11 protein-coding genes are annotated in these 13,139 nt (G+C 44.9%); 3 read left to right on the forward strand and 8 right to left on the reverse strand.

Annotation, left to right across the window (positions count from 1 at the left end):
- Window positions 1-4: 4 nt before the first annotated feature.
- Window positions 5-979: a universal stress protein gene (locus NWE73_RS08485; RefSeq protein ID WP_277577877.1), complete on the reverse strand. Its 975-nt coding sequence runs from the start codon at window positions 977-979 to the stop codon at window positions 5-7.
- A 205-nt stretch (window positions 980-1,184) separates the two neighbouring features.
- Complete coding sequence (locus tag NWE73_RS08490; RefSeq protein WP_277577878.1) at window positions 1,185-2,711, reverse strand: MFS transporter; 1,527 nt, start codon at window positions 2,709-2,711, stop codon at window positions 1,185-1,187.
- A 533-nt stretch (window positions 2,712-3,244) separates the two neighbouring features.
- Between NWE73_RS08490 and NWE73_RS08495 the strand changes: the two genes are divergently transcribed.
- Complete coding sequence (locus NWE73_RS08495; protein WP_277577879.1) at window positions 3,245-4,861, forward strand: fumarate hydratase; 1,617 nt, start codon at window positions 3,245-3,247, stop codon at window positions 4,859-4,861.
- 80 nt (window positions 4,862-4,941) lie between these two features.
- On the opposite strand, the gene NWE73_RS08500 is transcribed toward NWE73_RS08495, so the two are convergent.
- Window positions 4,942-5,286: a hypothetical protein gene (locus tag NWE73_RS08500; protein ID WP_277577880.1), complete on the reverse strand. Its 345-nt coding sequence runs from the start codon at window positions 5,284-5,286 to the stop codon at window positions 4,942-4,944.
- A 13-nt stretch (window positions 5,287-5,299) separates the two neighbouring features.
- Window positions 5,300-6,349 (reverse strand): AI-2E family transporter, encoded by a 1,050-nt coding sequence (locus NWE73_RS08505; protein WP_277577881.1) that lies wholly within the window; start codon window positions 6,347-6,349, stop codon window positions 5,300-5,302.
- A gap of 117 nt (window positions 6,350-6,466) precedes the next feature.
- Here NWE73_RS08505 and NWE73_RS08510 point away from each other — a divergent pair, with 117 nt between their 5' ends.
- Window positions 6,467-7,243: an SDR family NAD(P)-dependent oxidoreductase gene (locus tag NWE73_RS08510; RefSeq protein ID WP_277577882.1), complete on the forward strand. Its 777-nt coding sequence runs from the start codon at window positions 6,467-6,469 to the stop codon at window positions 7,241-7,243.
- Between the two features lie 88 nt (window positions 7,244-7,331).
- On the opposite strand, the gene NWE73_RS08515 is transcribed toward NWE73_RS08510, so the two are convergent.
- Both NWE73_RS08515 and NWE73_RS08520 read right to left on the reverse strand, forming a co-directional pair.
- Window positions 7,332-8,006, reverse strand: a complete 675-nt coding sequence (locus tag NWE73_RS08515; protein ID WP_277577883.1) for a PilZ domain-containing protein — start codon at window positions 8,004-8,006, stop codon at window positions 7,332-7,334.
- Window positions 8,007-8,194: 188 nt separating this feature from the next.
- On the reverse strand, window positions 8,195-9,484 hold the full coding sequence (locus NWE73_RS08520; protein ID WP_277577884.1) for an Hsp70 family protein: 1,290 nt from the start codon (window positions 9,482-9,484) through the stop codon (window positions 8,195-8,197).
- Between the two features lie 120 nt (window positions 9,485-9,604).
- On the opposite strand from NWE73_RS08520, the gene NWE73_RS08525 reads away from it, so the two are divergent.
- Window positions 9,605-10,084: a GreA/GreB family elongation factor gene (locus NWE73_RS08525; RefSeq protein WP_277577885.1), complete on the forward strand. Its 480-nt coding sequence runs from the start codon at window positions 9,605-9,607 to the stop codon at window positions 10,082-10,084.
- Between the two features lie 67 nt (window positions 10,085-10,151).
- Here NWE73_RS08525 and NWE73_RS08530 read toward each other — a convergent pair whose 3' ends face one another.
- Both NWE73_RS08530 and NWE73_RS08535 read right to left on the reverse strand, forming a co-directional pair.
- Window positions 10,152-11,879, reverse strand: a complete 1,728-nt coding sequence (locus NWE73_RS08530; protein ID WP_277577886.1) for a vWA domain-containing protein — start codon at window positions 11,877-11,879, stop codon at window positions 10,152-10,154.
- 285 nt (window positions 11,880-12,164) lie between these two features.
- Window positions 12,165-13,052: a 3'-5' exonuclease gene (locus NWE73_RS08535; protein WP_277577887.1), complete on the reverse strand. Its 888-nt coding sequence runs from the start codon at window positions 13,050-13,052 to the stop codon at window positions 12,165-12,167.
- Between the last annotated feature and the right edge of the window lie 87 nt (window positions 13,053-13,139).

The following is a 13,139-nucleotide window of genomic DNA, read 5'->3' on the forward strand; positions in this document are numbered from 1 at the left end:
CTAATTAAGGTGCTGGAGAATCGGCGAACCGATCTTCTTGATGATCATAAAAATGTCTCGTGAGAACATACACGGGACAGTGAGCGGCGCGAACGATGTTGCGAGTGTAGCTGCCTAAAATCGCGGCGCTCATAGGGCCACTCTGCGCTTCCATAATTATGAGGTCGATACCGTCGCGGTCGACACTCTCCAAAATCAACTTATCAATTGCTTGAAAACTGGTATCTACTCTGAAGCTGGCCGGCACTCCTTCTTTGAGCGCCCAATCCATCCAGCGATGGGCTCTTTGTGTTTGATGTTCAACTTGATGCTCTAAAATTTGATCCAAAGTGAGCATTTTGCCTTTGTAGTTATAAACTTTTGGACGTGTATCAAGATCAAACAGACTTTCGATGGGACGGGCGACGGCATGGAAGAGAGTGATTTCAGCTTGAAACATTTTTGCGAATTCTAAAACGTGTCGAAAATTATCCTTTGAATGATCGCCAAATTCCGTCGGAAATAAAATGTTCTTAATGGCTGTAGTGTGAGTGCATTGGGCGCCCACGACATAAACAGGGACTTCGGATTGCAATAGGAGACTTTCTGCGAAGCTCCCTAGGATAAAGCGTTGGAACCCCTGGCGCCCGTGGCTGCCGACAACAATCATGTCAGCTTTGGTGCGTAAAGCATAATCAGAGAGCACCTCGGCGGCGCCAGAGTGCGATTGTGAGGCGTGGGGGATTACATGGGGTTCTTGTAGAAAGGGCAGGTTGTAGTCCTCCAGAACCTCTCTAAAGAGCGATTCCGCCGTGCGGGAGTGATCTGTGACCCAGGTTGGTACTTCATAGGTGGGAAGGACAATTTCATTTTCCCTAAGAAGATAGAGAGGCTCAATTTCTGCGCGAGTTCTTTCGAAAAGATTGGACAGGGTCTCTGCCATCTTCTGATTTAGCTCCTTATTGTCTTCAAAGGCATCCATCGCCCAAATGATTCTCATAAGTCCTCCCGCAATCTTATTTCGCCTGAGGCTTTGAATACGAGCAAGTGGTGTCGAAGAGGCCTGTGAGGATACAGAAGCTCAGATCTAGTTCGTTACTAGATGGTCAATCAAAATCGAGGCTGATGTAGATTGGCAGGAAAGAATTGGAATAGAGGTTCTTCGGCGGCAGAAATCACCGCCGAAGAATATCAAAAAGGGCAAACTAAGTTGCGGGGTCTGCGAGAGGAGCTGATTGAGCGTTGCCTTGTTTTTTGGCTTCCTCTTGCTCCATTTTCAAGATGTACTTCTTGGTCGCTTCAGGAAGTTCATTCCACATTCTCAATGAAAGAATAAGTCCCGCGATCGCGAACGGAATCAAGAAGATTGGCCAGTACTGCCAGCTTTTAGCTGAAAGATAACCAATGGCCAAAGATTGAATGCCGCTTCCCAAGTAAACGCATCCATCAACGATACCAGATGCAGTTGCCGTCATCTTTTTACCGCCGAAGTCAGCAGCTGCTGTTCCAGACATCAAAGAATGCACGCCGATTACCGCCAGAGTCATAAGAACGGCAACAGATCCAACAATCGTTGGGTTTCTCAAAAGGAAGAAGGACATCACTAAAAGAAGAATAACCATAACCATATTGTTAATGGCTGCAGGAGGTCCACGACGAGATTGGAAGACGCGGTCAGAGATCATGCCGGCCAAGAAACCACCAAGAATGCCCGTCAAGCAAAGCAAAAGGCCCCAGTTCTTTGTGAAGAACTCAGTTCCCGCATAGTAAACAGGATCTTTGTCTTTCATCTCATGTGCAAATACTAGATACCATTGCATGATGCCGTTACGAAGAACGCCGGAAGTAAAGTCAACCAAGGCGATCGTGTACATGATCGGGCTTGAGAAAACTTTCTTAAGAACCAACTTCATTGTGATTTTAACGTTTTCATCATCACCTGAAGAGGCGTCAGCAGTATCGAAGTCGCCGAAATTGGCCTCTTTAGGAGAGTCCTTTAGAAGAACCATGTCGATCAATGCCCAGCAGATCAGTAGGAAAGAAGGAATAAAGAAAACCAACCATGTCGCATTCGTTGTCAAAGTGTCGATTGCGAAAAGATGTTGGATTGTTCTTGTGAACCAAGAAGTGTCAGTAGGGTGAAGCTTGGAGGCCTCGACAATCGCCTGTCCCCAGTCAAAAGCAAAGTAGACCCCAAAAGAGATCAACGTTCCGAAGATAGCTCCGAAGACCCCGCGTTCACGAACGTGGAACCAGTAAGCCTTGACCTTGATGATTGATACCGCTCCGTAGCTCTGGAAGAACATGTTCAGGGCGAAAAGAATAGAGAAGAGCACAACCATGTTCGTTTTTAAACGACCCATTAGGTAGAGATAGGTTGCCCCACCCATACAAAGATTCATGATCGCGGCCCCTAAGGTCGCGATGATGATGCCCTTTTTTCCGCCAATCTTGTCGACGATAGGGCCATTAAGAAGGAAAGAAAGACCGTAAGTGATGGTTCCGGCAGCGAAGATCAAACCAAATTGTTCCTTGGTCATCATATCGCCCATGGCATTTTTGGCTACGTTGAGATTGTAGCGACCCATATAGAGGAAGGCGTAACTCATGCCTAGGGGGAACCAGTTAACAAAGCGGCGAATCATAAACTTGCGTGAGTGATTCAAAGGATTGTTAACGAAGTACAAGATAATTACTGCGACGAGACATAGGCTCACTAGGAACATTGCCATGGGGGGGCGCCTCCGTATTCACTTCGATTTTGCCGAAGTAAAGTTTGCACTCGATTTTGTCGAGTTTTGGAAATTTAAAATTTCGCCGTGAACGTAAAGGATAAATAAAGAATTTGCAATGCGGGAAGCGGCGAAAACCTTCAATTACCTTTAGGATTTCGTCAAGATCCTCGAGGAAAGGGTATAAATTCGGCGCATCACGATATTCATAAAGCACCTATTATTCACAACTGATAAAGGGGGCATAATTTACACAAGCTGCCATAAGCAAAACTTATGGAAACTACAATTATTATCTGTTTGTGCTTATAGGTCCAGGGCGATATGTTTTGTATCAGAAGGAGACATGAAGTTGTTTCCTCAGTAACTAAAACGTTACAGCCCTCGGTACCGCTCCTTGACCACCTCTCATTTTGAGAGTGCCCGGTCCCCAAAAATGCCGTGATCACGGCTCACAAAGCCCCACCTTAACGCCCACCTAAAAAGCCGCACCGAGGCTTGCGCGCCTGCGACGCTTCTTTTAATGTTGTGGGATGTCATTTAAATATTCTCCACTCTACGAAAAGCAAAAAGATACAACTCAATACAAAAAAATCTCATCCGATTATGTGCGCGTTGAGAAAATGGGCGATAAAGAAGTTCTGATTGTCGAACCAGAAGCTTTGGAGCTTTTGGCGCAAGAGGCACTGAGCGATGTTTCGCATTTATTGCGTCCGGCTCACTTGGAAAAATTGGAAAGAATTCTTCAGGATCCTGAAGCCTCGCCGAATGATCGGTTTGTCGCCCTGGACTTAATTAAGAATGCCATTATTGCCGCCCAAATGGAGTTTCCTTCGTGTCAGGATACGGGGACCGCAATTGTTGTCGGCAAAAAAGGTGAACGCGTATTCACCGGCGCGGATGATAAAGAGTTTCTTTCCAAGGGTATCTTTAATACCTACCTAAAAAGAAATTTGCGCTTCTCGCAAATGGCACCAGTGTCTTTCTTTGAAGAGAAAAATACTGGAACAAATCTACCAGCCCAAATCGATTTATACTCAGAACAAGGTGATGAATATCATTTCTTGTTTCTAGCTAAGGGCGGCGGCAGTGCCAATAAGTCTTATCTGCATCAGAAAACCAAAGCGGTTTTGAATCCTGAGGGCTTTGAAAAATTCGTTCGCGAAACTTTGAATTCCTTGGGAACTGCGGCGTGTCCTCCTTATCATCTGGCTCTTTGCGTGGGTGGCACTTCGGCGGAGGAGACTTTAAAAATCGTCAAGTATGCCTCCGCAGGATATCTGGATGGATTGCCGACTTCAGGCAGCGATGCGGGACGCGCTTATCGTGATTTGGAAATGGAAAAGAAAGTCGAGCAATGGGCTCGTGAAACAGGCATCGGCGCGCAGTTCGGTGGTAAGTACTTTGTGCATGATGTGCGCGTGATTCGTTTGCCTCGCCATGGCGCAAGTTGTCCAATTGGAGTGGGTGTAAGCTGTTCTGCGGATCGCAATATCAAAGGGAAAATCACACGCGATGGTATTCTCCTGGAGCAATTAGAACTTCACCCTGAACAATATCTTCCAAACCATTTAAAGGATGCCTCGGCAGAAGCTATTTCAATCGATTTAAATAAACCGATCCAGGAAAATTTAAAAATCCTGTCTGAACAAAAGGTGGCAACAAGAGTCATGTTAAACGGTCCAATGATCGTTGCGCGCGATATTGCTCATGCCAAGCTGAAAGAAAAAGTCGATCGTGGTGAAGGTGTGCCGGAGTATTTTAAAAACTATGCCGTCTATTATGCGGGACCGGCAAAAACTCCAAAAGGTTATGCCTCTGGATCATTTGGTCCGACAACCAGTGAACGTATGGATCCCTATGTTGGCACATTCCAATCCTTGGGTGGTTCGATGATCATGTTGGGTAAAGGAAACCGCTCCCCACAAGTGACTGAAGCTTGTAAGCAGTATGGAGGTTTCTACCTGGGTTCTATCGGTGGACCTGCTGCGCGTTTGGGTAAAGAGTGCATCACGAAGGTGGAGGTGCTTGATTTCCCCGAACTTGGAATGGAATCAGTCTGGAAAATTGAGGTGAAAGACTTCCCGGCCTTCATCATTGTAGACGATAAGGGCAATGACTTCTTTAAGTCAGTCATTCGCAAGCTGTAGTTACAAAATCAAAAAATGATAGTGAAAAAAAAAGGCAGGATTTAAATCCTGCCTTTTCTATTTAAAGTGTCTGGAATTTATTAATCTTTTACTTCACATTGCATTCTGCAGCTTGAGCGGCATGTTACATAAGCACTTGTGTTTGGTGGAATATATGAAGGCGTACAGTATGTGTTGCAACTTGCAGTATACGTTAGTGGTGAACCCGAGTTGAGGTAGCATCTGTTTTGCGCTTCTTGAGTGGCGTTGCGCTCGGCACGGTCTTTCAGTGTTCTTGGGCAGAAATAGTCGTCCGAACGGCAGTAGCCAGAATCAGTTCCGCTGCTATCGACATAGACAATGCGCATGGCTTCCATATCGTCTTGGGCAAATGATTGTAAACTTAGAAAAATCAAACTAAGAGACAGTAACAAAATCCTTTTCATAGTGAACTCCTTTTTATTTTTGTTTCAATTCAGAAAGTAATAACGGTGTCATTCGCGCAAAAACATTCATGATGACAGGGCCGATCAGAAGTCCTGGTAGTCCCATCATGATGATAGCGCCCACGACGCAGGTAAAACCAATCACTGGTGAGATATCCAGATCTTTGCCACCCACCATGATCGGTTTCAAAACGTTGTCGATCGTTCCGCCAACAATTGAGAAGGCAACCATACCGATTCCGGAGCCAGTTCGGCCACCAATAAAAGCAAGTATTGCCAAAACAAAGCCCACAGGGGCTGCGCCAATAACAGGGATGAAAGACAATACAAAGGTTATGGGAGTGACAATCCAGAAATCTCCTTCATTAAAAATAAGACTGCCAAGTCCAATGATGGTCGCCTGGATAACACCTATTACGAAAGTTGAAAACAGAGTCGTGGAGCAGCTGACCTTCAGGACGGCAATAAATTTTTTAGTGAGAGGCTCGTCGATGGGGCTGTACTTGATGACGAATTCCTTAAGCTTTCCTGCTTGAGAAAGCAAAACGACCACGAATAGCAAAAACACAAAGGTATTAAAGATCACAGAAGGGGCGGAGCTGAGGAAGTTGCTCGAAGCCTCAAAAACAAAAACACCAATTTTATGAAGTAAGTTGTCAAGAGTGTCGCGAACAGGGGAGGCCATGTCGACACCGGTAAAATCAGAGAATTTTTGTACCAAACCTACCGCGAAGTTCTTCAATGCGGTCACTTGTTCTGAGACATGTCCAGAACTAAGGTGATCCGGCACTTTGACCACATTCACAATGCGGTAGGTTGCCAGGCAAATCGGGATCCAGAAGGTTGCAAGGCCAGTGAGCATCACGAGTGTGATTATCGCCCAGCGAGGCAATTTTCTTTTTGCGGCCTGACGGTTGATGAAATCATTCAAGGCGAGGGCGAAAATTCCAGCCAGTATAAAGGGAAGCAGGAAGGGGAAATTGATATAAAAGAAAACGGCAAAGAGTGCGAACAGCACAATGCCGATAACCCAATGTGATTTATTTCTTAGTGCTTCTACCATGATCTAAATGAACGCATGTTTTTTGTGGTGAAGCAAGTGTGAACGCAGCTTGATTTCTTTCTGAAAAGAAGATTTTCTAATCCTGTTTATATTTTTCTTTTTTTGGGGGGATGTTTGATGTCTAACTACACTCTAATTACCGGTGCCAGCAGCGGTATAGGTTATGAATTTGCAAAAATCTTCGCCAAGAATGGGTGCAATCTGGTGCTGTCAGCGCGTTCCAAGCTCATCTTGGAAGATTTGGCCGCAGAGCTTGTTAAGCTTCATGGTGTGAAAGTTCATGTTTTAGAGGCGGATCTTAGCAATCCAGAAGAATGTAGAAGACTTGAAGCCTTTTGTCAGAACAATGAAATTTTTGTTGAGAATTTAATTAACAATGCGGGTGTCGGTGACAACGAGGCTTTTGTGGATTCCGATTGGAAAAAACAAGAACACATGATTCGTTTGAATATTGAGTCTCTGGTCAAACTCACTCATATGTTTCTTCCAAAAATGGTTGAAAGAAAATCAGGCGGAATTTTAAATGTGGCTTCGACGGCAGCATTTCAGCCTGGTCCCTTTATGGCGGTCTATTATGCCACGAAGGCATTTGTATTGAGTTTTTCAGAAGCTTTGAATGAAGAATTGAAGGACACGGGTGTTCATGTCACAAGTCTTTGTCCCGGACCTACGCGTTCTGGGTTTCAGGAGGCCGCTAAAATGGACAAGGCTGTTCTTTTTAAGTTGCTTAATATTCCTGATGCAAAGGTCGTTGCGGAATATGGGTATCATGCCTTTAAAAATAAAAAAGCGGTGGCCATCCATGGCTTCATGAATAAGATCATGGTGCAGTCATTGCGCATTTCACCGCGAATCTTGATTCTTAAGATTGTTCGCTTTCTGCAAAAGAAATAAATTCCGCGCCGACTTTTTCTGTTGTTTTAATATTTTGTCGGCGCAGAATTTCCACTCGTGTTAAGCGCGTATTTTAGACAGTCTTTCTTTAATTTGATGAGACGAAATGAAGCCCCAGTTCTTGGGTTTGTTCTTCCTTATTCCATTTGGACCAGCGAACTTGGCCCTGAATGGTGATGAATTCTCCTTCTTTGTTTTGATATGAAAGGTTTACGAAATCCTTCGGTTCGTAGTACTTGGCTGCTATTTTTACGCAGGAGCCATGTTGGGACAGGTTTTCGAAGTTACCAGGAAGCATGGGCTTGAATCCTTTCGATATGCTGTTCATTCCACCACTTGGAAGTGTTGAAGGACTTAAGAGGCCTTTGACATCGTGGGGTTCTCGTCGGTCTTGGCGCAATTTGATGCGTTTCCCTTCAAGGGCGCGGTGGATATTTTCGATCAGGCTATTTTCTTCGGTTTTCCAAAGCACGATGAAATCCTCATTGTGCTTGAGCTTCAGTTTCATATTTCCTGAAAGTTCATTGACGACAAAAATTATTTGCATATGTGGATGTGTTTTTTGGAAGTGTGTATACAGATCATAGTGGCGCATTTCTATGAACGGCAGATAAGCGACGACCACCATGACTTCTTTATTTTGGTTTGCGAGCTCGCGGATGTTGTAAGCATTTTCGATGATTTGCACATCGAGGTCTTTTTCCTTTTTGAAAGTTTTTGGAACAATAGAAATACCCGTTAGAATGACTTGCGTCTTCATCATGAATCCCCCTGTTTGAATGTCGTTGTGTGATTTAAGGTAAAAGCAAAGAGAGGGCCAATTCCAGATTGATTCAGATCGACGCAAAGTCATTCCGAGTTGAAATACCTAGACAGCTGTCTAATGAAAATTAACAGCTGGTTATTTCTAACATCTAAATTTGAGACAGGCTAAAATCTTGAAAAGAGAGGCTAATCTACAACTCTTTGGCCTTGACCCCAAAAAGCGGCGGATTCGACCAATCCCCCAAGAACAGAATGGAAGTGAGATTGAGTTTGTAGGCGTTCTTTGCCAAAGCGCTTTTCCAACTCACCTTGAATAAAGGGAACCTTCGCAGTTCCGCCAGTGAGGCAGACTAAATCCACTTGCTCAGGAGTGATATTGGCTGATTCAAGGCAGCGGTCCAATGCTTCAAAGATTTTACTGCGTGTGTCTTCGGCCCATTGAATAAATTGTGAGCTCGTGAAGTCTTCTTTGGTTTCAATATCTGGATAGTCAAAATGGAAGGTGGCCGTTTCGTTGGCGGAAAGGGCTCGTTTGGTTTTTTCAATGCTTTCGAAAAATGGAAAGATCTGTTGATCTTCCAAAAGAATAAACAGTCGATCTATAGAATCTTTGTCTTTACCGGTTAAAGAGCATTTGCGCACTTCGCGAATAAACTCATAGGTGTCTCGTTCTTTGAGATGCACAATATGAGCTGGATGATTGAGTTTTTGGGTGATCGCTGGCGGCATCGTTAATACATTGCTACTCATTGGGAGGCGGTAGCGTGACTTAGCTCCGAAGTGTTCATTCAACTTGTGACTCATGAAAACACTGTCCAAAGCGTCCCCAGCAAGTGGGCAGCCATCAATTGCCAGGACATCTTTTTTATCAAAGCCGTCGGGACGAAGTTTAATTAAAGTAAAGTCGGAGGTTCCTCCGCCAAAGTCGCCGATAAGGACAATTTTTTCTTTTTCAATTTGTCGACGATAGTCGAAAGCCGCCGCCAAGGGTTCTGGGACGAATTGCACTTCTTTGAAGCCGGCCCATTGTGCGGCTTTTTCCATGCGGTGTAGTGCAAAGCCGTCCGCGACTGGATCCATGGAGTATCTTGCCGGTCGGCCGATCACGGCGCGATCGACAGTGGTGCCTAAGCATTTTTCAGCCCGCTTTTTGAGTTCCAGAAGAAAAATGCCCACCAGATTCTCTAAAGTCAGAATGCGATTGTCTAAAATGGTGCCCAGATAGTTTTGATTGGGTAGATGCGACTTGAAGGATCGGAAGAGACGTCCTTCCATATCTTGCTCAATGTATTGATCAATCGCTTCAGCTCCGTAATAGCAAAGATCTGCATGGGGAAAGTAAAGCAAGGTTCTCATCATTGAAGGATCTGCGGCTTTGGGATCCAAAGGTAAAGCCGGTAAAGCTTTACCTTGATGAAAGGCGCCCACAAGTGAGTTGCTGGTTCCGAAGTCGATGGCAAGAATTGAGTCTGACATAGAACTCAATGCTGTCACAGAACAGGAAGGATAGCAATCGGACTCTAGGTTCATGTTGTCCCTGAGTTCTATTTGCAGTATCATGCCTGATCTAACATGTCTGATGGTGGGGGTACTTTCGTGGACAAGCAGAAACTCATTAATCACATTCGACAGCAACTTATGAATGACTTGGCGATTCTGAAGGAAGCGGCTCGTGTGACAGCAGAAGCTGCTACCCATGAGGAAAGTAAGCCTGAAAACGAGTATGACACTCGCGGACTGGAAGCTTCTTATCTGGCAGGGGCTCAGTCAAAACGAATTGTTGATACTGAGGAACTCTTGGTTCTTTATAAGCATCTTGAACCTAAAAGCTTCGGTCCGCAGGATCCGATTTCAGCAACGGCGTTGGTCGAGGTGGATCTCAATGATAAGGTGTTCTTTCTGTTCATATTACCCAAGGGGGGTGGTTTGAATATTGAGTTCGAAGGTCAGCGATTGCAGACTATTACGCCAAATAGTCCTTTGGGAGAGGCTCTGTTGGGTTTGAAAGCAGGGCAGGTTGCTTTGGTCGAAAGAGGCAATCAGGTTCTCGAGTATGAGATTCTCTCTGTTCAGTAAATTCAAAAGAGCTGACTATCTAAGTCAGCTCTTTTTTTATCCGATCAGCCGATTACTATATTTCTATCTATTGGCATTTGTAGCTTAAAGTATATTTTCCCGCCGGAAGACTGTTTTGGAAAACAATCTTCAATCCTTGAATTTCATAAGCGTCTGTATAGTTCGAACCATCTTTTAAAACCAGAACAGCTGATTGGGTGCTGCCAATAGGTGCGCATTCCAAATCCAAAGTCTTCGTCATCTGTTGAACGCTTTGGCCGATACCAGAAAGCTGTGCTCCGTAATCACTGGCGCAAACGCTACCGATGATAGAGCCACCCACTGTTCCAAAACCCAAAAGACGTGAGAGCGCATCATAAGTCGGACCATAGGCTTCTCGACCCGCACTCAAGCAGGCAGAATCATTGGGTCTGACAATGATGGAGTTGAAATTAAATCTCTTATTTGGCCAGTTGGATTTTACAAAGTCGATCAAGTTCTGGGGCTTGTTTTTGGCTCCAGTTGCAGATTCATTGGCGTCACTAATAAGAATCACAGAGAAAGCAGCATCAGGTCTGAACAAGGCCTTTTGATTTACTTCTCCGGCAAGGGCTCTTTCGATAACACGGTAAGTGGCGTAAATACCTTGCTCGCTGGCTGAACCAACTTCAGGGCGTTGTACCGTATTGCTCAGAGCTGTCTGTGCATTCGCAAGCCCCATGGCTGGAGTGATCACATATTGATTTGTAAAGCCAGTCAGTGGAAGTAAGCGACCGTCGCCGACGGTTTTGCTTGAGGGATCTGTGGTCGTGACGGCAATACGGTAATCAAGATTTTTTACCTGGTCCATCAATGAGCTCACGCGTTTTGCCATATTTTTTTGAACGTCTTGCATGGACGGAGAGTTGTCGACCACAACCAAGATGTCCACTTTGTTATCTGCGGTGACTGATTTGTTCTGGGTGATTTCACGGTAAGGGCTTGAGATCGTAAAGCTCAAGTTCGCTGAAGCAGATTGATTGAGATTGTCAGTCGCAGTGACGACAACTTTGTGAGTGCCGGATGAAAGATTGGAAGTCGCAATAGAGCCTGAATTGCCTGCGCAACTAACAGCTTGTCCATCAAGGCTGCATGAAACGGCTTTAACTCCTGAACCAGCATCTGTCGCGGCATAGTTGAAGATATTGTTGGTGGCAGTGAGGTAAGTGTTGCCAGCTGCCGCGACCAAAGAAATCTGTGGTGGCAGGTTGTCGTGTTTGATGCTTGCAGAGGCGCAAATAGTTAAGCTGCCATCGTAGTCACGAAACTGAACACTGACGGCATTGACGCCGTTAGCTTTTCCAAGTGTCCAATTTTTGGTCGCAGCAACGGGTTCCCATGTACCGCAAGAACAATCCGGAGTGTTGCTGATCTTCATGGATCTCACGAACTGGCGATCTAAAGAAAGGTTCACCTGCATGCTATTAGTTAACACACCACCATTGTTGATCGAGATTGTTCCCGCATCCAATATTCCTGCTACCGCTGTTCCGCAGTTGACATCAGGGGACCCCGTTGAGTCTCCAGATGTTGGAGGAGGTGTTGGAGAAGGAGTTGGTGATGGTGTTGGGCTCGGTGTCGGACTTGGAGTCGGCACCGGACTTGGTGTGGGAGATGGTGAAGGTGATGGTTGAACAGTGCCACCGCCTTGTGAAGTATTGCTTCCACCATCTGTAGTGCCTGAGGAAGATCCAGAGTCTGGAGTCAATTTGCATGCAACGATGCTTTGTGAGATCACCAGAGCAATTATAAATTTTGAAAGTAATTGGTTGGTCATAACCTTCCTCTTCGGTTTGTGGCCTTTGAATGATCCTATCTTGTTGGCTGGACAAATCACAATACAGGGACAGGTCCATATTTTTGGATGAACAGAATTTAGACAGTTTGGCTCGAGGAGGTTTTTGAAATGTGCAAAGATATTTTTCAGATTGAATCTTGAAGAGCTTTTAATTCGCTAATGGGAAAAGCCCTGGACTAAAAATAAATTCTCAAAATTAGTCAGCAGGACGTCTAGGCTGAAAAAAAAGCTGCCCTTGCAGTCAGGGCAGGACTTTTAAATCAACTAGTTTTTAAATCCGTCAGTCAGGGCGATGTCGCGGGTAATTCCGCCAAAGGGGCCACAGTAAACAGAATCCTCGAGCCAGGAAATTTCCGCAGGCACATCATCTTTGAAAATAGTTTTTGCCCAGAAACGATTGACGCTGTCCCAATTGTAACCGCGCCCCTTAAGATGATCTTTTGCATCAAACGGAGCAGCCGTTGCCACTACTTGAGTCATCAATCTCTTTGCATTATTTGCTAGTTCGAAGAAATAAGGTTTGTTAGTAGCGGGATCCGTTTGGCTCAAAAGGTAAAGCAAGGCATCCGCATCATTCAGTGCACGGTGTGAATCAGTGAAGAAGCCGTGATAGATATTCAAGAGTTCCAGCTTAGAACTAAAATATCCTTTCACATTCCAATCAATTTGTTTCAACGAACAGGCCCAGATTTTCTCGGTAGAAGGTTTTGATTTTTTATCAATAAATGGTCGGTCAAAGCGAGCATTGTGAGCGATGACAACGGCACTCTCGTGAATCAATGAATTGACCATTTCCCAATCAATCTTTTGGCCAGCCACCATTTCATCGGTGATGCCGGTTAAAGCGACGATCTCTTTTGGCAACTCTCGTTCTGGATCCTGGAAAGAGGAATAGGACTTGCCCAGCTTTAGAATCTCGCCTGTGTTTTTATTGAAAAGAAACTGACGAAGCCCCAACTCAATGATGACATCTTCGTTCTGATTGAGGCCTGTGGTTTCGACATCCAGGACGGCACCAACGCGAATAATATCAACGTTGCTTTTAATCCATTCAGAAGTGGCATACGGAGGAAACGGCATTTGACAATCTTCAAGGCGACGCAAAGTCACAGTTTTGCCGTCTTCTGATTTTCCAATCCAACGAAATGCCATATTAAGAGCTCCTTCTGTCTGTACGCCCAATTTATGACTACTTTGGAAGTTTCTCCAGAAAATTTGATTTCGAATGAAGTGTGTCAA

It is taken from the genome of Bdellovibrio svalbardensis (assembly GCF_029531655.1).
Taxonomy (GTDB): Bacteria; Bdellovibrionota; Bdellovibrionia; order Bdellovibrionales; family Bdellovibrionaceae; genus Bdellovibrio; species Bdellovibrio svalbardensis.

Bases quoted from the DNA above. Each gene is read 5' to 3' on its own strand.
- NWE73_RS08535 (WP_277577887.1), bottom strand. From the start codon at position 13,052: ATGGCATTTCGTTGGATTGGAAAATCAGAAGACGGCAAAACTGTGACT.
- NWE73_RS08530 (WP_277577886.1), bottom strand. From the start codon at position 11,879: ATGACCAACCAATTACTTTCAAAATTTATAATTGCTCTGGTGATCTCA.
- NWE73_RS08510 (WP_277577882.1), top strand. From the start codon at position 6,467: ATGTCTAACTACACTCTAATTACCGGTGCCAGCAGCGGTATAGGTTAT.
- NWE73_RS08520 (WP_277577884.1), bottom strand. From the start codon at position 9,484: ATGTCAGACTCAATTCTTGCCATCGACTTCGGAACCAGCAACTCACTT.
- NWE73_RS08485 (WP_277577877.1), bottom strand. From the start codon at position 979: ATGAGAATCATTTGGGCGATGGATGCCTTTGAAGACAATAAGGAGCTA.
- NWE73_RS08500 (WP_277577880.1), bottom strand. From the start codon at position 5,286: ATGAAAAGGATTTTGTTACTGTCTCTTAGTTTGATTTTTCTAAGTTTA.
- NWE73_RS08490 (WP_277577878.1), bottom strand. From the start codon at position 2,711: ATGGCAATGTTCCTAGTGAGCCTATGTCTCGTCGCAGTAATTATCTTG.
- NWE73_RS08495 (WP_277577879.1), top strand. From the start codon at position 3,245: ATGTCATTTAAATATTCTCCACTCTACGAAAAGCAAAAAGATACAACT.
- NWE73_RS08505 (WP_277577881.1), bottom strand. From the start codon at position 6,349: ATGGTAGAAGCACTAAGAAATAAATCACATTGGGTTATCGGCATTGTG.
- NWE73_RS08515 (WP_277577883.1), bottom strand. From the start codon at position 8,006: ATGATGAAGACGCAAGTCATTCTAACGGGTATTTCTATTGTTCCAAAA.